The 20,344-nt window shown below is 70.1% G+C and carries 25 protein-coding genes, 1 tRNA gene and 1 riboswitch; of the genes, 12 read left to right on the top strand and 14 right to left on the bottom strand.

What is annotated here, in order from left to right; translation table 11 throughout:
- The first annotated feature begins 16 nt into the window (after positions 1–16).
- Positions 17–358, top strand: coding sequence for a hypothetical protein (locus PGN16_RS01415; RefSeq protein WP_335307614.1), 342 nt, complete (start codon positions 17–19; stop codon positions 356–358).
- Between the two features lie 127 nt (positions 359–485).
- Here PGN16_RS01415 and PGN16_RS01410 read toward each other — a convergent pair whose 3' ends face one another.
- The 4 genes from PGN16_RS01410 to PGN16_RS01395 all read right to left on the bottom strand — a co-directional run bounded on the left by PGN16_RS01410 (position 486) and on the right by PGN16_RS01395 (position 5,575).
- Positions 486–2,516: a S9 family peptidase gene (locus PGN16_RS01410; RefSeq protein WP_335307613.1), complete on the bottom strand. Its 2,031-nt coding sequence runs from the start codon at positions 2,514–2,516 to the stop codon at positions 486–488.
- Between the two features lie 204 nt (positions 2,517–2,720).
- A complete protein-coding gene (locus PGN16_RS01405) occupies positions 2,721–3,302 on the bottom strand; it encodes a DUF2497 domain-containing protein (protein ID WP_335307612.1) in 582 nt (193 codons plus the stop codon).
- Positions 3,303–3,359: 57 nt separating this feature from the next.
- The gene (locus PGN16_RS01400) at positions 3,360–4,889 is read right to left on the bottom strand and encodes a TolC family outer membrane protein (RefSeq protein WP_335307611.1); all 1,530 of its coding nucleotides are present in this window, start codon (positions 4,887–4,889) and stop codon (positions 3,360–3,362) included.
- An 11-nt stretch (positions 4,890–4,900) separates the two neighbouring features.
- Positions 4,901–5,575 carry a protein-L-isoaspartate O-methyltransferase family protein gene (locus PGN16_RS01395; protein ID WP_335307610.1) on the bottom strand — a complete coding sequence of 225 codons (675 nt, stop codon included), beginning with the start codon at positions 5,573–5,575 and terminating at the stop codon, positions 4,901–4,903.
- A 141-nt stretch (positions 5,576–5,716) separates the two neighbouring features.
- On the opposite strand from PGN16_RS01395, the gene PGN16_RS01390 reads away from it, so the two are divergent.
- Positions 5,717–5,790: transfer RNA gene (locus PGN16_RS01390), tRNA-Cys, on the top strand.
- Positions 5,791–5,800: 10 nt separating this feature from the next.
- Here the strand turns inward: PGN16_RS01390 and PGN16_RS01385 are convergent.
- The 4 genes from PGN16_RS01385 to PGN16_RS01370 form a co-directional block, all read right to left on the bottom strand.
- Complete coding sequence (locus PGN16_RS01385) at positions 5,801–6,577, bottom strand: ABC transporter ATP-binding protein (protein WP_335307609.1); 777 nt, start codon at positions 6,575–6,577, stop codon at positions 5,801–5,803.
- Positions 6,574–7,536: a FecCD family ABC transporter permease gene (locus PGN16_RS01380; protein ID WP_335307608.1), complete on the bottom strand. Its 963-nt coding sequence runs from the start codon at positions 7,534–7,536 to the stop codon at positions 6,574–6,576. The genes PGN16_RS01385 and PGN16_RS01380 overlap by 4 nt, the downstream gene beginning before the upstream one ends.
- The gene (locus PGN16_RS01375) at positions 7,533–8,366 is read right to left on the bottom strand and encodes an ABC transporter substrate-binding protein (protein ID WP_335307607.1); all 834 of its coding nucleotides are present in this window, start codon (positions 8,364–8,366) and stop codon (positions 7,533–7,535) included. The genes PGN16_RS01380 and PGN16_RS01375 overlap by 4 nt, the downstream gene beginning before the upstream one ends.
- Before the next feature lie 82 nt (positions 8,367–8,448).
- Positions 8,449–8,628, bottom strand: a riboswitch (cobalamin riboswitch).
- Entirely contained in the window at positions 8,628–9,014 is a 387-nt protein-coding gene (locus PGN16_RS01370; protein ID WP_335307606.1) for a (deoxy)nucleoside triphosphate pyrophosphohydrolase, read from the bottom strand. Its footprint overlaps the riboswitch before it by 1 nt.
- Before the next feature lie 45 nt (positions 9,015–9,059).
- Between PGN16_RS01370 and PGN16_RS01365 the strand changes: the two genes are divergently transcribed.
- Entirely contained in the window at positions 9,060–9,260 is a 201-nt protein-coding gene (locus PGN16_RS01365) for a Flp family type IVb pilin (RefSeq protein WP_335307605.1), read from the top strand.
- Positions 9,261–9,386: 126 nt separating this feature from the next.
- Positions 9,387–9,548: a Flp family type IVb pilin gene (locus PGN16_RS01360; protein WP_335307604.1), complete on the top strand. Its 162-nt coding sequence runs from the start codon at positions 9,387–9,389 to the stop codon at positions 9,546–9,548.
- Between the two features lie 223 nt (positions 9,549–9,771).
- On the opposite strand, the gene PGN16_RS01355 is transcribed toward PGN16_RS01360, so the two are convergent.
- Genes PGN16_RS01355 through PGN16_RS01340 form a run of 4 tightly spaced genes read right to left on the bottom strand, consistent with a single transcriptional unit; the run spans position 9,772 to position 13,512 of the window.
- Positions 9,772–10,722, bottom strand: coding sequence for an acetyl-CoA carboxylase carboxyltransferase subunit alpha (locus PGN16_RS01355; protein WP_335307603.1), 951 nt, complete (start codon positions 10,720–10,722; stop codon positions 9,772–9,774).
- 9 nt (positions 10,723–10,731) lie between these two features.
- On the bottom strand, positions 10,732–11,628 hold the full coding sequence (locus PGN16_RS01350; protein ID WP_335307602.1) for a tyrosine-type recombinase/integrase: 897 nt from the start codon (positions 11,626–11,628) through the stop codon (positions 10,732–10,734).
- Positions 11,625–13,394 (bottom strand): hypothetical protein, encoded by a 1,770-nt coding sequence (locus tag PGN16_RS01345; RefSeq protein ID WP_335307601.1) that lies wholly within the window; start codon positions 13,392–13,394, stop codon positions 11,625–11,627. Before PGN16_RS01345 ends, PGN16_RS01350 begins: the two co-directional genes overlap by 4 nt.
- Entirely contained in the window at positions 13,375–13,512 is a 138-nt protein-coding gene (locus tag PGN16_RS01340) for a hypothetical protein (RefSeq protein WP_184033684.1), read from the bottom strand. Before PGN16_RS01340 ends, PGN16_RS01345 begins: the two co-directional genes overlap by 20 nt.
- A 99-nt stretch (positions 13,513–13,611) precedes the next feature.
- Here PGN16_RS01340 and PGN16_RS01335 point away from each other — a divergent pair, with 99 nt between their 5' ends.
- From PGN16_RS01335 to PGN16_RS01325, 3 genes are all read left to right on the top strand, one after another.
- Complete coding sequence (locus tag PGN16_RS01335; RefSeq protein WP_335307600.1) at positions 13,612–14,175, top strand: shikimate kinase; 564 nt, start codon at positions 13,612–13,614, stop codon at positions 14,173–14,175.
- The gene (gene aroB, locus PGN16_RS01330) at positions 14,172–15,272 is read left to right on the top strand and encodes a 3-dehydroquinate synthase (protein WP_335307599.1); all 1,101 of its coding nucleotides are present in this window, start codon (positions 14,172–14,174) and stop codon (positions 15,270–15,272) included. The genes PGN16_RS01335 and aroB overlap by 4 nt, the downstream gene beginning before the upstream one ends.
- 79 nt (positions 15,273–15,351) lie before the next feature.
- Positions 15,352–16,176 (top strand): alpha/beta fold hydrolase, encoded by an 825-nt coding sequence (locus PGN16_RS01325; RefSeq protein WP_335307598.1) that lies wholly within the window; start codon positions 15,352–15,354, stop codon positions 16,174–16,176.
- A gap of 202 nt (positions 16,177–16,378) precedes the next feature.
- Here PGN16_RS01325 and PGN16_RS01320 read toward each other — a convergent pair whose 3' ends face one another.
- Both PGN16_RS01320 and eno read right to left on the bottom strand, forming a co-directional pair.
- Positions 16,379–16,621 carry an FtsB family cell division protein gene (locus tag PGN16_RS01320; protein WP_335307597.1) on the bottom strand — a complete coding sequence of 81 codons (243 nt, stop codon included), beginning with the start codon at positions 16,619–16,621 and terminating at the stop codon, positions 16,379–16,381.
- A gap of 117 nt (positions 16,622–16,738) precedes the next feature.
- Positions 16,739–18,019 carry a phosphopyruvate hydratase gene (gene eno / locus PGN16_RS01315; protein WP_335307596.1) on the bottom strand — a complete coding sequence of 427 codons (1,281 nt, stop codon included), beginning with the start codon at positions 18,017–18,019 and terminating at the stop codon, positions 16,739–16,741.
- 134 nt (positions 18,020–18,153) lie between these two features.
- Between eno and PGN16_RS01310 the strand changes: the two genes are divergently transcribed.
- From PGN16_RS01310 to PGN16_RS01290, 5 genes are all read left to right on the top strand, one after another.
- A complete protein-coding gene (locus PGN16_RS01310) occupies positions 18,154–18,708 on the top strand; it encodes a hypothetical protein (RefSeq protein ID WP_335307595.1) in 555 nt (184 codons plus the stop codon).
- Entirely contained in the window at positions 18,701–19,051 is a 351-nt protein-coding gene (locus PGN16_RS01305) for a phage holin family protein (protein WP_335307594.1), read from the top strand. Before PGN16_RS01310 ends, PGN16_RS01305 begins: the two co-directional genes overlap by 8 nt.
- On the top strand, positions 19,048–19,380 hold the full coding sequence (locus PGN16_RS01300; protein ID WP_335307593.1) for a hypothetical protein: 333 nt from the start codon (positions 19,048–19,050) through the stop codon (positions 19,378–19,380). Before PGN16_RS01305 ends, PGN16_RS01300 begins: the two co-directional genes overlap by 4 nt.
- On the top strand, positions 19,377–19,826 hold the full coding sequence (locus tag PGN16_RS01295) for a hypothetical protein (protein ID WP_335307592.1): 450 nt from the start codon (positions 19,377–19,379) through the stop codon (positions 19,824–19,826). Before PGN16_RS01300 ends, PGN16_RS01295 begins: the two co-directional genes overlap by 4 nt.
- A 185-nt stretch (positions 19,827–20,011) precedes the next feature.
- Complete coding sequence (locus PGN16_RS01290; RefSeq protein ID WP_335307591.1) at positions 20,012–20,242, top strand: DUF4170 domain-containing protein; 231 nt, start codon at positions 20,012–20,014, stop codon at positions 20,240–20,242.
- Positions 20,243–20,344 lie beyond the last annotated feature (102 nt).

Below are 20,344 nucleotides of genomic sequence, written 5' to 3'. Positions count from 1 at the left end.
CGAGATTCGAGCGGCGATGCAACGGTTCGCCGCGCTGCTGGCGCAGGGACATGACGCGGTCGCGGCGGAGATGCTGCGCGAACGCGTGCTGTTTTCACACCTCCTGCACCGCCACCGCGTCGATGAGGATAGTGAAACCGCGCGGGCGCTGCCCGACACGCCGCTCGCCGCCGCGCTGACGGCGGACATGCAGGCATTGCTCGCCGAATATAGCGCGCATGTCCGCGCCTGGCCGCCCGCGCGCATCCCGGCGGAGTGGGACACGTATGCGCAGGCGGTGCTCAAGCTGCAGCAGCGGATGCGGATGCGGCTGGCGTGGGAGGAGCGCGAACTGTTCCCGCGCCTTTCCGCGGCTTAGGGTTTGCGCCACTTACGAGGAAGCGGCACCGACACCCTCCTTCGTCGCCCCGGACTTGATCCGGGGCCCCGCTCCTTAGCCCGGGATGACGTAAAAAGGGCGGCCGCTCGCTAAACGTCGATCGGTGCTATCGCGCGCCCTTCGTCCAGCGATCCATCCAGCCCAGCACCTCGCGATACCATTGCCGCGAGTTGGCGGGCTTCAGCACCCAGTGGTTCTCGTTCGGGAACACCAGCAGCCGCGACGGGATGTCGCGCCGCTGAAGCGCCGTGAACGCCGCCAGCCCCTGCGTATAGGGAATGCGGAAGTCCTTCTCGCCGGTGATCACCAGCTGCGGGGTCTTCCACTTGTCGACGTAATTGACCGGGTTCCACTTTTCGAACGCCTGCGGGTCCTGGAAATAGGCCTTGCCGCCATGTTCCCATTCGTCGAACCACAGCTCTTCGGTCTCATAGGCCATCGCGCGCGCATCGAAGACGCCGTCATGCTGGACGATGCACTTGAAGCGATCGGGCCAGCGCCCTTCGATCCAGTTCATCATATAGCCGCCATAGCTCGCGCCCAGCGCACAGGCGTTGTCGCCGTCGAGCCACGCGAATTTCGTCGTCGCGGCGGCGAGCCCCTTTTGCAGGTCCTCCAGCGGCCAGCCGCCCCAATTGTTGCGGATCGCGTCGGTGAACGCCTGCCCGTAGCCGGTCGAGCCGTGGAAATCGACCGCGACCAGCCCGTAACCGGCGCCCGCGAACACCGCCGGGTTCCAGCGGTACGACCAACTGTTGTTGCTCGATCCCTGCGGCCCGCCATGGACCATGAACGCGACCGGCACCTTGCCCGCGACGCCGTAAGGATGCACCGCATAGCCCCAGACGGTGTCGCCGTTCGCGCCCTTGAAGCTGAACCGCTCGACCGTCGGCATGTCGATTCCCGCCAGCCGCGCGGCATTGACCTGCGTCAGCCGCAGCGTGCTGCGCTGCGGCCCGACACGGTAAAAATCGTCGGGCGCGGTCAGGCTGTTCATCGCCACCACCACGCCCTGCGCGCCGACCGCGACGCCCGACACATGCCCCTCGCCGGTCAGCCGCGTCACCTGCCCGTGCGCGACATCGACCTGAAACAGCGGTGTTTCCTGCGTGTCGTCGGCGGTGACGTACAGCGAGCGCGAGTCGGGCGCCCATTGCAGCGACCCCGGCGAGCGATCCCAGCGCTCGGTCAGCGAGACGGTCTGCCCCGACGCCAGATCGCGCACCATCACCACGAAGCGATCCGCCTCATAGCCCGCGCGCCGCATCGCCAGCCACGCCAGCTTGCGCCCGTCGGGCGACACCGCCGGCTGGGTATCGGTCGCCTGATTGGCGGCGGTCAGGTTGGTCGGCGCGGCGCTGGCGTCGGCCGGGACCGAAAAGATGTCCAGATTCGTCGACAGCGGCTCGATCCGGCCCGGCTCGCGCAACGCGAAATAAACGGTGCGTCCGTCCGGGCTCCAGTTCACTTCCTCCGCGCCGCCGAACGGCTTCGACGGCGTGTCGCCCAGCAGCGTCGGCGCCAGCGCCTGCCCGTTGCCGCGCGCGCCGGCAGAAGTCAGCGGCAGCACGAACAATTGCGAGCGCGTGCCGTCCGCCCACGTATCCCAATGCCGCACGAACAACTGGTCATAGGTCCGCCCGCTGCCGGCGTTTGCCGCCTTCTTCTCGACCGGCAGTTCCAGCGAAGGCGCACCGGGGCGACGATCCGCCCAGATCAGCACCCGGTCGCCGGTCGGCGCGACCTTGAAGCCGTTGAAGCCGCCCTTGAAGTCGGTCAGCCGCCGCGGCGTGCCGCCCGCCATCGGCACCGACCAGAGCGCATCGTCGGCGGTGAAATAGACGATGTTGCCGACAATCTGCGGATCGTTCTCGTCAAGCTGCGGATCGGCGGCGAGCTTCACCGGCGCCGCCCCCTTGCGCGTCAGGTCGAGCTTCCACAGGTCGTAACGCCCGCGATCGGCAGCGAGGTCGGTTTCGCGCTGCGCCCAGACCAGCCAGCGCCCGTCCTTCGACATCGACGGCGCGCCGACGCGGCTCAGCGTGGTGACATCGTCGATGGTCAGCTGGCGTGCCAGCGCTGGAGCGGCAGTGGTGGCGGCAAGCGCGAGCAGAGTCGCGGAGGTCAGCATCTTCATGCGCGCGATGATAAAGCAGAAGGTTGCGTGCGAGACAATCAGGCCATCGGAAGCAGTGTCCCTGCCGTTCTGCGTCGCCTCGGACCCTTCGACAGGCTCAGGAGAGCCTTGATCCGGGGCCCCGCTTCTCAACCACAGAAACGAAGAAGCGGGATCCCGGATCAAGTCCGGGATGACGGGCGTAATCGCACCCCGGCGGGGAAATCACCCCTGCTTGGTGATCTTGGCGATCTCGCGCGCCACCATCTGCTCCACCAGATGCGGCAAATTCTGGTCCAGCCAGTCGCTCAGCATCGGGCGCAGCATCTCGCGCACCAGCCCTTCCAGCGTCCCGTCGCTGTCGGGTTCGGGCTTGACGATCAGCTTCGACAGCGCACCCAGCGCGCCGCGCGCGGCCTGCACCGTCGCCGCCGAGACGACCGGCGGCTCGTCGAGCGCCGGTGCCGGGGCGGGCGCAGGCGTCGTGGGAGCAGCCGCTACCGGCGCAGGTTCGGGCGCCGGTGCCGGTGCCGGAGCGGGCGTCGGACTGGCCACCGGCGTCGGCGCAGCCGCGACCGGCGGCGCGCCCCGCTCCTCGAACGTCTCGGCGGCACGGGGCGGCGCGAACGACGCGGGCGGCGGCGCCACCGGCTCCGGCGCGCCCAGCGGTTCGTTCAGCTCCAGAACCTGGTCGCGGGTCGGCTCGTCCTCGTCACGCGCCGCCGGCGCAGGGGCCGGCGCGCGCCGCGGCGCGGGCGCGTCGCCCTCCTTGATGACCCGCTTGATCGAGGCGAGAATGTCTTCCATCGACGGCTCGCCGCTCAAATCCCCCATCGGGTCAACCTCACAACGCTGCGCCGCACATCACGGGCGTGGTGTGTCGACACCTGTCGTCAATGCAGGCGTCCTGTCAACATTGCTTTCGAGCAGCGGATCGAGCGGGCGCGTGACCACGGCGGTCTGCGCCGGGCTGTCGGCGGTGCTGCGCGACACCGGCGCGGCGCGCTGCCCGTCGTCGAAGTCGTTCAGCTTGCCGCGGACTTTTGCGAAGTGGATCGTCGGATCGTAGAGCGGGCCGCCGTCCAGCCCCAGATCCTCGGCCTCGGCATGACCCATCGCCGCCAACAGCGCGAAGCCCGCGACATAGGCGTCGCGTCGCGCCGAGACGAGCGTCACCTGGCTGTTGAGCAATTCCTGCTCGGCGTTGAGGATGTCGAGCACGGTGCGCGTGCCGACGCTGTTTTCGGCGCGCACGCCTTCCAGGCTCAGCTTGTTGGCGTTGACCGCCGCCTCGCTCGACGCGATCACCTCCAGCGAGGAGCGCCACACCGCATAGGCCGAGCGGGCCGAGGCGATCACCTGCCGCTCGGCGGCGGTCGCCTGTTCGATCGCCTGCCCGCGCAATTCCTGCGCCTGCCGCACCAGCGCGCCGGGACGCCCGCCCTGATAGAGCGGCAGGCTGAGCGTCACCCCGGCGCTCGTGGCATTGCCGGTCTGCACGCTGCCCAGCCCGGCGGCGCTGCCCTGCCCGAGCGAGCCGAGGAAGTTGAAGTAATTCTGCCCCAGCGTCGCGCTCACCTGCGGGCGGCGATTGGCGCGCGCGACGCGGATGTCGTAATCGGTCGCGTCGCGCACCCGTCGCGCCGCGATCAGGTTAGGATTGTCCTGCATGGCGATGTCGACCGCACCGTCGACCGACGGCGGGAAGGACGGCAAGGGCGGCGGCGCTTCCAGCGTTCCCGGCGGCGACCCGACCAGCCGCACGTAATTCTCGCGGCTGGAAATCAGCGTCGCCTGCGCCGATTGCAGCTGCGCCCGCGCGAGGCTCAGCCGCGCCTCGGATTGCGCGACGTCGGTGCGCGTCAGGTCGCCGACCTCGAAGCGGTCGCGGCTGGCGCGCAGATTGGTTTCCAGCACGCGGACGTTCTGCGTGTTGAGCCCGACGATCGCCTCGTCGCGGATCACGTTGTTGTAGGCGCTGACCACGTCGGTGAAGGTCGTGGCCTCGGTGCCGCGCAGATTGGCCTGCCCGGCCTCGACGCGCGTTTCCGCCGCCAGCACGCCGTTGCGCACGCGCCCGCCCTGATACAGCGGCACCGTGACGCCCAGTTGCGCGTCCAGCCGCCGTTCGGGCGTGGTGAAGCTGTTGCCCCCGCGCAGGAAATTGTCGGTCAGCCCGGTCTGCGCCGTCGCGCTCGGCCGTCCCTGCGACCGCGCGATCGGCACGTTCTCGTCATTGGCGCGCTGCGCCGCGCGTTGCGCGTTCAGCGTCGGGTTGTCGCGATAGGCGCGCACCAGCGCCTCGCGCAGCGTCTCCGCCGATGCCGGGATCGCCCCGGCCAGCACCAACGTGATGGCAACCGATGACAGCAGCGACGGCGGGCGAAGGCGCAAAGGGGCGATCCTCAGAAGGTGAAGCTGCGCGGACGCGCGAAGCCGGGAAGTCGGACCGAATCGATGTCGGCGAACGGCGTCAGCGCGGTCGCCGCGCCGCGATGCGTCCCGGCCGCGAGCCGGAACACGCCGCGATCGACCAGCCCACTGACGATCCGACCACCGTCGACGACCTGCGACGCCAGCGTCGACGGCAGTTCCTCGATCGCGCCATCGACGATCAGCACGTCATACGGCGCGCCGGCCGGAGCCCCGTGTTCCAGCGGCCCCTCGACCAAGGTGACGTTCGGCGTCTGCGCCAGCGCCTCGCGCGCGTGCGCCGCCAGCTCGGGCAAAGATTCCACTGCGACGACCTCGGCGACCAGCGACGCGAGCACCGCCGCGGTATAGCCCGCCGCCGCACCGATCAGCAGCACGCGGTCGGACGGCTGCAACCGCGCCTGCACCAGCAGCCGCGCGGTGGCGAGCGGGGTGTTGAGCGCACGTCCCTGTCCCAGATCGACCGCGCGATCGACGTAAGCGAGCGCGGCGGCGTGCGCGGGCACGAAGCGCTCGCGCGGCACCTCGGCCATCGCCGCAACGATGCGCGGATCGTTGACCGCGGTGGTGCGCAACTGGCTGGCGACCATCGCCTGGCGCATCGCGGTGAAATCGTCATTGCGGAGAGCAGGGGCGGAGAGGGTCATGAGCCGTCCTGTGGCATAGCTGTTTTATCGATGCAACACACGTTGCGTCATCGGGCTTGTATCGCGCGCGGAACACACTTTGCAATCGGCGGCTTGACATCATGCCGCCCTGCCCGCATCTGCGCGCCCTCACCGCATCGAGGCGCGATGGCGGAGTGGTGACGCAGAGGACTGCAAATCCTTGCACCCGGGTTCGATTCCCGGTCGCGCCTCCAGCGGCCCGGCTCAGGCGGGCCGCCCGATGGGAACGATGTAGCGCTGCCCCGTAGCGGTGACGCCGGTCTCCACCGTAAGCCCGTAGGTCTCACCCACCAAGGCGACGGTCAGCACGTCGTCCGCCGTTCCGGCCGCGACCACGCGCCCGTCACGCAGCAGCACGACATCGTCGGCCAGCCGCGCGGCCAGATTGAGGTCGTGCACAACCAGCACCACCCCGCTGCCACCCGCCGCCACCGCGCGCAGCTGCGCGCCGACCTCCAGCTGATGCGCGGGGTCGAGGCTGGCGAGCGGCTCGTCGGCGAGCAGCCATTCGGGCTGGCCGGCCAGCACCCGCGCCAGCAGCGCCCGCGCGCGCTCGCCCCCCGACAGATGCTCGACCCCGCGGCGCGCGAACCCGGCCATTCCCGTCGCCGCCAGCGCCGTCTCGACCGCCACACGATCCGCCTCGGTTTCGCCCCAGCGCCCGCGCCACGGCAGCCGCCCGAGCCCGACCAAGGTCGCGACGTCGATGTTCCAGTGCACGTCCGCGGCTTGCGGCAGGAAGCCGACCCGCCGCGCCCGCGCCTGCGCCGACAGCGCCCGCACGTCGACGCCGTCCAGCACCGCCTGCCCCGCCGCGGGCGTATGCAGACCGGCCAGACACGACAGCAGACTGCTCTTGCCCGCACCGTTCGGCCCGAGCAGCGCGGTCACCCGCCCCCCGGCGAACCCGGCGCTGACCGGTTCGAGCACGGTTCTGCCGCTCAGGACCAGCGAGATGCCCTCGGCCGCCAGCACGCTCATGCCAGCCGCCTCCGCATCGCAATCAACAAGTAGAGGAAGAACGGCCCGCCCAGCATCGACATGGCGATCCCGAGTCGCAGCTCGCTGACCGTCGGCGCCAGCCGCACCAGACTGTCGGCGAGCGTCAGCAGCAACGCCCCGCCCAGCGCGGCTGGCAGCAAGGTCGCGGACGGCCGATGCCCCGCGAACGGACGCACCAGATGCGGCACGATCAGCCCGACGAAGCCGATCACCCCCGCTGCCGCCACCGACGCGCCGACGGTCAGCGCGACCCCGACGATCACCGCCAGTTGCAGCCGCCGCGGGTCGACCCCCATCGACCGCGCCGCCTGTTCGCCGAGCGTCAGCGCGTCGAGCGACCGCGCGGTGCGCGCCAGCACCGCCATCCCCACGACGATCAGCGGCACCGACACCATCACCTCGTTCCAGCTCCGGTCGGTCAGCGCGCCCATCAGCCACGTCATGATCTCCGACGCGGCAAACGGCGTCGGCGTAAGGCTCAGCGCCAGCGCGGTCAGCGATCCGGTGATGCTGGTCAGGATCATCCCCGCCAGCGTGAACAGGATCAGGCTGCCCGACCGCCCCGCGATCAGCGCCAGCGCCGCCATCGTCACCGCCGCCCCCGCCAGCGCGAAGCCGGGCAACAGCCATGTCTGCGCCGCATAGCCGAAGTAAAGCGAACAAACCGCCCCGAACGCCGCGCCCGACGACACCCCGAACAGCCCCGGATCGGCGAGCGGATTGCGCAGATAGCCCTGCATCGCCGCCCCCGACATCCCCAGCGCCGCACCGACCGCCAGCGCGAGGAGTGTGCGCGGCAGCCGCAGCTCGACGATGATGATCGAGCGCGGATCGGCGGCGGTCCAGCCGTCGAGCGGCACCCACACCTTCCCCGCCGCGACCGACAGCGCGGCGGCGAAGATCACGCCGAGCGCGAGCAGCATCGTCGCGCGCCTCATCGGGCCGCCACCTGCGCGTGCACCGCACGCAACCGCGCCATCCCGGCGATGATCGTGGGTCCGCCGCAATTCATCAGCCGCCCCGCGAACGGTGCGATCGTCACCCGTGCACCAAGCCGCCGCAGCGCACGGTGCCGCTCCATCCGTTCCCCCGCCCCTTGCGCAGCGGCGACCGACAGCACGACGCGCGGCGGATCGGCGAGCAGATACTCCAGCGGCAACACGTCCCAGCGCTTCAGCCCGTAGCCTGCGCTGGCGTTGCGAAACCCGGCACGGCGCAGCATCTCGTCGGGTAACGTTCCCGCTCCCGGCACCAGCCCCCCCGGCCCGAAGATGATCGCCGATACTGGCGACATCGCATCCGGGTGCGCCGCGTCGGTGATCCGCTCCGCCAGGGCCGCTCCCTGCGCCGGGTGGCCGATCGCCGCCGCCAGGTCGCGCACCTGTTGCGCGCTCTCCGCGATCGAATCGGGCAGCGCGAATTGCCGCAACCGGATGTGCATCCGCGTCAGCGCCGCGACCGTCGCCGGCGCGACATGCCCGCTCGCCACCACCAGATCGGGGCGCAGCGCCACCACTTCCTCGGCCGTGCCCGACGTCGCCGGGAAGCGCCGTGCCCAGTCGAGCGGCACCGAGGTCGCGCGCGGATCGTGCGAATAATGGCTGACCGCCGCGATCTGCGCCGGATCGGCGACTTGCATCAGCATCGCGTCGAGACACGGGTTGATCGACACGACCCGCGGGCCTCGCGCAGGCGCCGCCCCGATCAGCACCGGCAGCGCCGACGCGACCGCCGCCACGCGCGCGATGCGAGAATATCTGTCGCTCACTCCGTCATCCCCACGCCGACCCGACCCGTTCGTCGTCGCGCGAGGAAACTTCCCCGATCGCCCGGCACACCCCGTCCGCGCGAAGGACAACCGCGATCGGGCAGGTTTCCTGGCTCCCGGGTCGTCGCCGTTCACCCGGCCTTCCCGGAGCGCGAGCGATCCAGTGGCACACGAGGGGGCGAGCGGCTCGCCAGTCACAGTTGCGGGGGCAGCTCCGGCTCGTCGCCTACCGGATTCCCTCACCTGATCGCGTGATCCGGCCTAGCCGTCCGCGAGAGAGCGGGCAAGCGCCGCCAGCAGCGGCACGTCGACCGGCGGCATCGGCAACCGTGCCAGCATCTCCGGCAGATCCCAGCACAGGGCCTGCGCGGCCAGAGGTCGCGGCGTTCCGCGCCACGCGGCACAGCGATAGAGCAGCATCGTCACCGGCATGTCGGTGGCGAAGCCGACCGGTGCCAGCGCATCACCCGCCACCTGGATCGTCAACTCCTCGTCCAATTCGCGCACCAGCGCGGCGGCGGGATGCTCGCCGGGCTCGACCTTGCCGCCGGGGAACTCCCACAACCCGCCGTGGCGCTTGTCGGGCGGGCGCTGCTGCATCAGGCAGCGCCCATGTTCGTCGATCAACGCCGCCGCGACCACCAGCATCCTGTTTCGATCCTTCCTTAACCCGGACCGGCTATGATGTCGGTCATGACACGTCTTGCCGCCGCCCGCTCGCTTCGCACCCTTTCCGGTGCCCTGTCGCGGCAGACCCGCGGCGCGACCGCGATCGAATATGGCCTGATCGCCGCGCTCATCGCGCTCAGCGCGATCGGCGGCATGTCGGCGGTCGGCCAGCCGGTGACCGGCCTGTTCGCCTCCATCAACGCCTATCTGCAAACCACTCGCTAGAGTGCTGAACGAAAACAAACTTTAGCACTTAAGCCTTTTTCAACCCTGCGCTCCTAGAACCACCCTTGATGGACCTGAGCGGGACGTCGGCGGGTACAGAAATCTAGGTTCCTAGTGGAGATCGACATGCAGAAGATTCGTTCGTTCCTGAAGAACAGCAAGGGCGCGACCGCGATCGAATACGGCCTGATCGCAGCCCTGATCGCGGTGGCCGCAGTTGCCGCCATGAAGGGCATCGGCTCGCAGCTGAACAACACCTTCACCAACGTCAAGACGCAGATGCAGTAATCTAGCCTCATCGGCGATTACACGCGGGGCGGCGGAACATCGGTTCCGCCGCCCTTTCTGTTGCCGCTCGCCTGCGCGCCTTCGCCCTTCAAACCGAATCGACCGAAATCCCGAACGCTTCGTGCCCCCGCACTGCGCCAGACGTCGGGCAGCGACGGCGACCGCAGTCCATGTCCTGTCGAAAGCGATCCCCGTCGGGCAGACCCCGCGTGTCGATCCGGGTCTAACCCACTCGCCCCATCTTCAGGAACTTCGCACGGCGGTCCTGCCGCAGCGCATCGGGCGTCAGCGGCGCCAGATCGCGCAGCATCCGCTCGACGCAATCGCCCAGCGCGCGGATCGCGCCGTCGCGGTCGCGGTGCGCGCCGCCCAGCGGCTCGGGCACGATGGCATCGATCACGCCCAGCGCCTTCAGGTCCTGCGCGGTCACCTTCATCGCTTCCGCAGCATCGGGGGCCTTGTCGGCGGTCCGCCACAGGATCGAGGCGCAGCCCTCCGGCGAGATCACCGAATAGACCGCATGTTCGAACATCAGCACGCGATTGCCGCTCGCCAGCGCGATCGCGCCGCCCGAGCCGCCCTCGCCGACCACGGCCGACACCAGCGGCACACCGAGCGCCAGGCACGCCTCGGTCGAGCGCGCGATCGCTTCCGCCTGTCCGCGCTCTTCGGCCTGGATACCCGGGAACGCGCCCGACGTATCGACCAGCGTCACCACCGGCAGCCCGAAGCGGTCGGCCATCTCCAGCAACCGGATCGCCTTGCGATATCCCTCCGGCTTGCCCATCCCGAAATTGTGGCGAAGCCGGCTGGCGGTATCATCGCCCTTCTCATGGCCCAGCACCATGACGCGCTGCCCGCGGAAGGTCGCGAAGCCGCCGAGAATCGCCTGATCGTCACCGAAGGCGCGGTCGCCGGCCAGCGGCACGAACTCGTCGAACAGCCCGGCGACATAATGTTTGAAGTGCGGGCGCTCGGGATGCCGCGCGACCTGCGTCTTCTGCCACGGGGAGAGCTTGCCGAACGTGTCCTTCAGCAGCTTGTCCGACTTCGCCTGCAGCTTGGCGATCTCGGCGGAAATGTCGACGGTGCCCTCGGCGCCGGTCTCGCGCAGTTCGTCGATGCGCGCCTGCAGCTCGGCGATGGGCTTCTCGAAGTCGAGGAAAATACGCATCGGGCGCAGCTAGGCGCGCTTTCGCAACGCGTCAACGAGCGGGTGACGCTCGTTGACCAGCTCGACCAGCCGGCTGCTGTCGACATGGGTGTAGATTTCGGTGGTGGCAATGTCGGCATGGCCGAGCATCGTCTGGAGCGCGCGCAGGTCCGCGCCGCCTTCCAGAAGGTGCGTGGCGAAGGCGTGGCGCAGGACGTGCGGGCTGATCCGCTCGGGCGCGATCCCGGCCTCGGCCGCGAGCGCGCGCACCAGCTGGAACAGCCGCACGCGCGAGATATGCGTCGCCCCCGAGGGGAACAGGAACGGGCGGTCGGTCGCGACATGCGCGCGCCACGCCGCCACCGCGGCACGCGCGCGGTCCGAGATCGGCACCAGCCGCTCGCGCCCGCCTTTGCCCTTCAGGATCAGGAACGGCCGATCGGGATGGATCGCGCCGCGCGGCAGCGAGACGAGTTCGGTCGCGCGCAGCCCCGATCCGTAGAGCAGCTCGAACAAGGCCGACAGCCGCAGGTCGGTCGGGATCACCGGATCGCGCGCCAGCCGCGCGTCGATCGCCGCGAACAGCCGGTCGACGTCGCCGTGGTCGAGCGTCCGCGGCAGACGCCGCTGCGCTCCGGGGCGCGGCAAGGCCGGCGAGGGATCGTCGGCGCGGTCGCCCTCGTCGATCAGGAACCCGAAGAACCGCCGCAGCGCCGCCGCCTTGCGCGCCACCGTCGCCTTGGAAAGCGCCGTCCAGCCATCCGCCAGCCGCTCCAGCGCCGCGCCGTCCGCCACCGCCAGCCCGCCGTCGAGCGCCGCGGACGCCAGCATCAGGTCGCGGCGATAGGCCGCCAGCGTGTTCTGCGCCGCGCCCGCCTGCGCCGCCATCATTTCGAGGAAGCGGTCGATCGCGGCGGCGTCGCTCACAGGCGCGCGATCGCCTCCGCCGCGATCATCCGCGCCTCGCCGTCCAGCCCGACCGCGCGCAACGCCCGGATGATGTGGAACAGGGCCGCGGGCGGGACATGCGCCCAGCCGTCGGCCTGCATCCCGACCGCTGCCAGCAGCAACACCGTCCCCGCCTGCCCCTCGCCCGCGGCGCGCTCCAGCGCGCTGGTCCAGGCGTTGCGGTGCGCGACCGGCACCGCCAGCTTCTCGGACAGGTCATCGACCGCTGCGGCGGGCAATCGTCCCAGCCCGGCCATGCCGGCAAAGAACAGCTGCCGCTTGCGCTCCGCCAGCCCGCCCGTCGGCGCATAATCGGTGATCGTCGAGGCCGACAACTGCGTGATCGCATCCGGATCGGCGAGCAGCAGCATCGCCCAACCGTCGCTACCCACCGGCACCGCGCCCTGCCAGCGCTGCGCGGTGCGATCCAGCCCCGCCGTCAGCATCGACGCGATCAGCCGATCGGCCTGCGCCTCATTGGCTCTCGCCGGCAAACGCGCTGCGGCGCGTGCGGTCAGCACCAGCCGCGCATAGCGGGTCGCGGGCGTCTCCGCGGCGTCCCACAGCTTGACCATCGCCGCGATCCGCGTCGCGCGATCGTTGCCGACATAGGCGTCACGCAGCGTCGCGGCGGTGTTCGACAGCCCGGCGGGCGCGTCATTGCCCTCGGCGATCGCCGCATAAAGATCGACCAGCGCCGCGCTCGACAGCACCCCCAGCGCGGCGGCGCGATCCGACACCGCGGCGCGCTCGGCGAGCGGCACGGCGGGGGCCAGCGCCTGCCAGCCGCGCACCTGCGGCCCGACTGTGGCATAAAGTTCGTCGGGCACCGCCACCCCGGTCGCGGTCGCCAGCCCGAACCGCCACGCGGTCAGTTGCACCACCGGCGCCCATTCGATCGTCACCGCCTGCCGGCTGTTGAGCCCCGCGCCCATCACCTTCTGCGCCAGCGCCAGATCGATCCCGCTCGCCACACGACGGCGCCGGATGTCGGCGATCAGCGGTTGCGTCTTCCCCGCTCCCGTCAGCCCGGCGCACATCGCGCGCGCGACGATCCACGCCCGCTCGCTGTCGCCCGCCGTCCCGGCCAGCGGGCACAGCCCGGCCGGATCGGCGGTGGCGAGCGCGGCCTGCATCCACACTTCGCGCAACTTCGGCGTCACGCGGTCGCTATCGACCGATTGCGCGACGGCACGCGCCGACACCGACTCGCCCATCCGCAGCAACAACCACGCGCGTTCGGCGGCGAAATCGGCGCCGTTGACGCGCGACGGCGTCTCGACCTGCGCCACCAACAGCCGTCGAAGGCTGATCGACAGCCACCGCGACGGCAAAGGTGCCGACAGATAGCGCATCAGCCGCTCGACATAGCGCCCGTCCGCGTTCCCGAACGCGTCGCGCGCAAAGCCCTGATCCGCCCCGACCGCGGCCAGCGAGCGACGCGCGAACGACGGCAGCACGTAGCGCGGCGTCGCCGCCGGCGTCGGGCTCGCGGTGGGCGTTGGGAACGGCAAGGGCGGCAGCGGCGGCAAAGGCCCCGCCGGATTCGTCGGCTGCACGCGCGGCGCGTTGGCCGGCGCGCTCGCCGCCGGGCTCGGCTGTGCGGCCGGTGCCTGCGCAGGCGCCGGCTCGCCGAAGCCGGGCGGCAACAGCGATTCGGGGCGGTCCTGCGCGATCGCCGCCGCCGCGAGGCCCAGCGCCGCGACGCCGGCCAGCGCGGCGCGTTTAGCCGGCGAGATTGCCAAGCTCGACCGCCTTCTCGACACGCGTGACCGGCTGCTCGGTCGCGCGGCCCGCAAAGAAGAACAGCGCGCCCACCACGATCACCAGCAGCACGACGACGGAGACAATCAACCGGGTCATGTAATTCCCAACCTGCACACGCGACCTGTCACTTGCGCCCCGGCGGGCTGCGTGCCTGCTGTTGCCGGGGACGGAACGCGCTGTATAGCCGCAGGGACGATGTTGCAAAGCCCGCCCGTCCCGTCCCGCCGCCCGCCCCGCCGTCCGCCCCGCTGGACCGGCCGCCCGATCGTGCTGGTCGGGCTGATGGGCGCGGGCAAGTCGACGGTCGGCCGGCGGCTGGCCACCCGGCTCGCGCTGCCGTTCGTCGACGCGGATACGGAGATCGAGGCGGCGGCGGGCATGTCGATCCCCGACATTTTCGCGCAATATGGCGAAGCCTATTTCCGCGACGGCGAACGCCGCGTGATCCAGCGGCTGATCGACGGCCGGCCGAAGGTGATCGCGACCGGCGGCGGGGCGTTCGTCAACGACGAGACGCGCGCGCTGATCCTGTCCGACGCGCTGGCGATCTGGCTCGACGCCCCGGTCGAGGTGCTCGCCGAGCGCGTCAAGCGCCGCGACACCCGCCCGTTGCTGCGCGGCAAGGATCCGGCGACCGTGCTGCGCGAGCTGGCCGCGGTCCGCAACCCGCTCTACGCGCTCGCGCATCTGCGCATCCCCAGCGCCAATACCCCGCACGACATGACGGTGCGCGCGATCATGGAGGCCCTGAGCAAATGACGACCGTGACCGTGGCGCTCGGCGACCGCAGCTATGACGTGCGGATCGAGGCCGGACTGCTGGCGCGCGCGGGCGAGGCACTCGCGCCGATCGTCGGCACGCGCCCGGTGGTGATCGTCGCCGACGCCAATGTCGTCGCGCATCTCGCCACGCTCACCGCCGCGCTCGACGCCGCGGGCCTCCGTCACGCGGAAATCGTCCTGCCCTCGGGCGAAGGCTCGAAGAGCTGGGCGACGCTCGAACGGCTCACCGACGAGCTGCTCGCGCTCGGCGTCGAGCGCGGCGATCATGTCGTGGCGCTGGGCGGCGGGGTGATCGGCGATCTGGTCGGCTTCGCGACCGCGATCCTCAAGCGCGGCTGTGGCTTCGTGCAGATCCCCACCACCTTGCTGTCGCAGGTCGATTCGTCGGTCGGCGGCAAGACCGGGATCAACGCGCGCGCCGGCAAGAACCTGATCGGCGCCTTCCACCAACCCAAGATCGTCCTCATCGACCCCGACGTGCTCGACACGCTCCCCACGCGACAGCTGCGCGCCGGCTATGCCGAGGTCGTCAAATACGGGCTGATCGACGATGCCGACTTCTTCGCCTGGTGCGAGACGAATGGCGCGAAGCTGCTCGCGGGCGATCCCGACGCGCGCGTCCACGCGATCGCGCACGCCGTCGCCGCCAAGGCGCGGATCGTCGGCGAGGACGAGTTCGAAATCAAAGGCCGGCGCGCGCTGCTCAACCTCGGCCACACCTTCGGCCATGCGCTCGAGGCGGAAGCGGGCTTCTCCGACCGATTGCTCCACGGCGAGGCGGTCGCCGCCGGCTGCGGCCTCGCCTTCGCCTTCTCCGCCGCGACCGGGCGCTGCTCGGCGGACGATTCCGCGCGCGTCGCCGCGCACTGGCGCGACAGCGGCCTGCCCGACGGGCTCGCCGCCTCGGGCATCACCGCCCCGCCCGCGCGGCTGGTCGAACATATGCGCCACGACAAGAAGATGGCGGCCGGTACATTGCCGTTCCTGCTCGCGCACGGGATCGGGCGGACGTACCTCGACAAGACCGTGGCGCTCGATCAGGTCGAGGCGTTCCTCGGCGAACCGGGGCGCTAAGCCACGAAGTAGGCGGGGAGAATGGAGAGGAACGCCCCTCCGAATCGCCCGTTACGGCTGCTCTGCCAAGGAGAGCCACATGCCATATGTGAAGACGCGCGACGGAACCGACATCTACGTCAAGGATTGGGGCGAGGGTCGCCCGGTCGTTCTGATCCATGGCTGGCCGCTGTCCTCGGACAGCTGGGACCCGCAGATGAAGGCGCTCGCCGACGCCGGCTTTCGCGCCATCGCCTACGACCGCCGCGGGTTCGGCCGCTCGGGACAGCCGTGGTCGGGCTATGACTACGACACGCTTACCGACGACCTCCACGACGTGCTGGAAGCGGCCGGCGCGACGCAGGACGTTACGCTGGTCGGCTTCTCGATGGGCGGCGGCGAGGTCGCGCGCTACCAGAGCCGCTACGACGGCAAGGGCGTGATCTCCGCCGCGCTGATCAGCTCGGTCGTGCCGTACATGCTCAGGACCGACGACAATCCCGACGGCGTGCCCGCAGAGACGCTGCAACAGATCGCCGACGGCATCCTGAAGGATCGTCCGAACTTCTTCCGCAGCTTTTTCAAGGACTTCTTCGGGGTCGGCTATGTTACCAGCCCGGTCAGCGAGGCGACACTCGATTGGGCGTGGCGGCTGGCGATGCAGGCCGGACTGCAACCGACGCTGAAATGCGCCGAGAGCTTCGGCCACACCGACTTCCGCCCCGACCTGCCCGCGTTCCGCGTGCCGACGCTGGTGCTGCACGGCACCGCCGACAAGACCGTCCCGATCGACACCAGCGGTCGTGCCGCAGCAGCGGGAATCGCGAACGCGCAACTGGTCGAATATGACGGCGCGCCGCATGGCCTGTTCGCGACCGAAGGCGAACGGCTGACGGAAGATCTGCTCACCTTCCTCGGGCGCTGACCCGTCATCCCGGGCTTGCCCCGGGATCCCGCTTCTTCTGCCGGTAGCAAGTGGGGTCCCGGATCAAGTCCGGGACGACAAAGCCTCGTCATTGCGAGCGCAGCGAAGCAATCCAGTGCCGGACCAGGACGCTCTGGATTGCTTCGCTACGCTCGCAATGACGGACGAACCTTATGTACAGGCGATCTACCGACCGCGAACGTCACTTCAACGGAACGATCACCTCGTCCGGATGCGCGACGTTGAGTTCCTTGCGCACCAGCTCGTCCACCATATCCGGGTTCGCATGGCGCGGATCGAGTAGCGTCACGCGGTTCTGCAACATCGCCCGCCGCTGATCGAGCTGCGCATATTGCTTCTCGCGCGCGACCAGCTGCCGCTTGTAATCACCCAGCGCGATCAGCCCGTTCGGCCCCAGCACCGCATAGGCGCCGAAGAACGCCATCACCGCCACCGCAAGGGCGGGAACGGCGGCACGCCGGAGCGTTTGCGAGAGGCGGTTGGACGGGCGAGGCATAACGCCAGCGATTCTCGCGAGTCGCCTCGCCCTTTGCAAGCCCTATCAGCGGTTCCGCAACACGTCCCGGCCCGCATAGCGTGCCATCGTGCCCAATTCCTCCTCGATGCGGATCAGCTGGTTGTACTTCGCCAACCGGTCCGACCGCGCCAGGCTGCCGGTCTTGATCTGCCCGCAATTGGTCGCGACCGCCAGATCGGCGATCGTCGCATCCTCGGTCTCGCCCGAGCGGTGCGACATCACCGCGGTATAGCCGGCGCGCTCGGCGACGCGGATCGCCTCGAGCGTTTCGGACAGCGTGCCGATCTGGTTGACCTTCACCAGCAGCGAGTTGGCGAGCCCCTGCCCAATCCCGTCGCGCAGCCGCTTCGGGTTGGTGACGAACAGATCGTCGCCGACCAGCTGCACCTTCTTGCCGATTGCGTCGGTCAGCGCCTTCCAGCCCTCGAAATCGTCCTCGGCCATGCCGTCCTCGATCGAGAAGATCGGATAGCGTGCGGCGAGATCGGCGAGATAGTCGGCCATCGCGCCCGGCTCGAGCGTCAAATTCTCGCCCGAGATGACGTACTTGCCGTCCTTGAAGAATTCGGTCGCGGCGCAGTCGAGCGCCAGCATCACGTCCTCGCCCGGCGTATAGCCGGCGCGCTCGATCGAGGTCATAATGAAGTCGAGCGCGTCGGTGGTGCTGGCGAGGTTCGGCGCGAACCCGCCCTCGTCGCCGACCGCCGTCGCCAGCCCCTTCTCGCTCAGGCCCTTCTTGAGCGTGTGGAAGATCTCCGAGCCGCAGCGCACCGCCTCGGCCAGCGACTCCGCGCCGACCGGCACGATCATGAATTCCTGGAAGTCGATCGGGTTGTCGGCATGTTCGCCGCCGTTGATGATGTTCATCATCGGCACCGGCAGCACATGCGCCGCGACGCCACCGACATAGCGGTACAGCGGCAGCCCGCGCGCATCCGCCGCCGCCTTCGCCACCGCGAGGCTGACGCCGAGGATCGCGTTCGCGCCCAGCCGGCCCTTGTTCTCGGTGCCGTCCAGCTCGATCATCGTCTGGTCGATCTCCAGCTGGTCCTCGGCATCGAGCCCGATGATCGCGTCGGCGATCTCGTCATTGACCGCCTCGACCGCGTCGTCGACGCCCTTCCCGCCCCAGCGCGCCTTGTCGCCGTCGCGCTTCTCGACCGCCTCGTGCGCGCCGGTCGACGCCCCCGACGGGACCGCCGCGCGACCGAAGCTGCCGTCGTCGAGCAGCACGTCGACCTCGACGGTCGGGTTGCCGCGGCTGTCGATGATCTGGCGTCCGTGCAGGTCGATGATTGCGGTCACGAAACGATCCTCCTATTTTCTGCCGGCGCGGCAGGACATGGCGCCTCCTAGCGGTCGCCCGGCGATGCTGCAACGCGATGGAACCGGCGGCACGACCACCGGGTTGTTTGACCTCGACCAGGGAAGGATGAATCATGGCCGACGAGCAGGATCGCGACACGCTCCAGCATTCCACTCCGGCGGACGCCGCGCCGCCGCCCGCAGACGCGTCGTTCACCCCGGCGGAGCCGCTCAAGAACGCCGGCGTCGACTTCACGCCGGAAGACACGAGCGCGACCGGCAGCGGCAACGGCAACGGCAGCGGCAGCACGCTGGCCGACGCCAAGCAGTCCGCGCGCGACTATGTCGCCAAGGGCCGCGAGCAGGCCGCCGACAAGGCGCGCGGCTTCGCCGAGGACGGCAAGGCGAAGGCCACCGACGCGCTGACGCAGCTCTCGCAGATGCTCACCGACGCCGCCGGGCAGGTCGACGAGAAGCTCGGCGCGCAATACGGGCAATATGCCCGCTCGGCGGCGGATCGCGTGCAGGGCTTCTCCAGCGCGATCGACCAGAAGAGCGTCGAGGATCTGCTCGACGACGCGCGCGAACTCGTCCGCAAGAGCCCCGAAGTCGCGGTCGGTCTGGCGGCCGGCGTCGGCTTCGTGCTGGCGCGGCTGATCGGTGCCGCCGTCGACCAGCGCGATGCCTAACGACATGGACGTGCGTGACCGCGTCTTGCCCGACAGCATTCCGCAGCTGGTCACCCAGCTCGCGACCGACGCGCGCGACGTTGCGAAGGCGGAGATCGCGCTGGCCAAGGCCAAGGCGCTCTTCGCGGTCACGCGGTACAAGGCGGCGGCGATCCGCTTCGCGATCGCGGGCGTGCTCGGGCTGGCGGCGCTGATCGCGCTGCTGGTCGGCGCGATCCTGTCGCTGGCGACGCTGATCGGCCCCGGCTGGGCGACGCTCGCCGTCGTTGGCGTGGTGCTGGTGATCGCCGCGTTGCTGGCGCTGTCGGGCAAGTCGGCATTGCGCGCAGGGCCGGGCGCATGACCGCGGCCGATGTGACATTGGCCGAGGCGCGCGTCGCGGAGGCGCGGCAGCGGCTCGACGGCACCGTCGAACGGTTGCAGACCGAACTCGAACCGCGTCGCCTCGCCCGCGTCGCGCTCGCCGAGGTCACCGAAGGTGGCGAACGCGCGGTGCGCGTCGGCACCGAAGTCGCGCGCCGTAACCCCGGCGTGATCGCCGGCGGCGCGACCTTGCTGTTCGCGCTGGTGACCGGGCGTCAGGTCGCGCGCCTGTTCGGCAAGAAGAAGCGGCAGAAGCGCCTGCCGTCCCCTGAAGATACCGCCACACCCGCCGAAAGGATCGGATCATGACCGAACATTCCCACGATCAGGACCAGCATGGCCGGTTGCGCGACGGCGTCGACCATGCGCGCGAGGCCGCCGCGAACGCGCTCGACACTGCACGCCACCGCGCCAGCGATGCCGCGCACGCCACCGCCGAGACGCTCGAATCGAATCCGCTCGGCGTGCTCGTCGGCGGGCTGGTGCTCGGGGCGGCGGTCGCCGCAGTCCTGCCGCGCAGTCAGCGCGAGAAGGAGTTGCTGGCGGGCGTCGGCCGCAAGATCAACACCGCCGCCGTCGCCGCGCTCGCCGCGGCCAAGGACGCCGGGCGTGCGGAACTGGATCAGCTCGGCCTGACTCCCAACGCCGCGCGCGATCAGGCGAAGTCGCTCTTCCAGGGTGTGCTGAAGGCGGCCGGCACCGCCGGCTCCGCAGCGGCACAGGCCGGCAAGGAACAGGTCAAGAGCGCGTCCTGACCCCTTCAAACCGCACGCGCGCCGCGCTAGGGAAGGGTCAGGCCGACCGCCCGACCGCGGCGCCGATCGGATGACGAGGGAGAGCCGCGGGGCAAGCGTTCATGCTGCCCGCGGCTTTTCCGTGTCCCGGCGGCGACGCGGTCGGGCGGCGCGGTGATGGTTCAATCCCAAGCGGGAGCGCGTGCATGAGCAAGCTTCATCTGGTGTTCGGCGGTCGCGTCAGCGATCCGCGCACCCTCGAGTTCAGCGATCTGTCGTCGATCGACATCGTCGGCGTCTTTCCGGACTATGCCAGCGCCGAAAAGGCGTGGCGCGCCGCCGCGCAGCGCACCGTCGACGATGCCGAGATGAAATATGTGGTGGTCCACCTCCACCGCCTGCTCGAACCCGACCTGCTCGCCAAGCCAGCCGCATAAGTCCCGCCGTCATCCCGGGCTTGACCCGGGATCCCGCTTCTTGCCACCAGTCGCGAAACAGCGGGGCCCCGGATCAAGTCCGGGGCGACGAACTTAACAATC

The organism is Sphingomonas phyllosphaerae (assembly GCF_036946485.1).
Classification (GTDB): domain Bacteria; phylum Pseudomonadota; class Alphaproteobacteria; order Sphingomonadales; family Sphingomonadaceae; genus Sphingomonas; species Sphingomonas phyllosphaerae_E.
The sequence above is the reverse complement of the archived record's forward strand: the minus strand, read 5'-3'. Positions and strand labels throughout refer to the sequence as shown.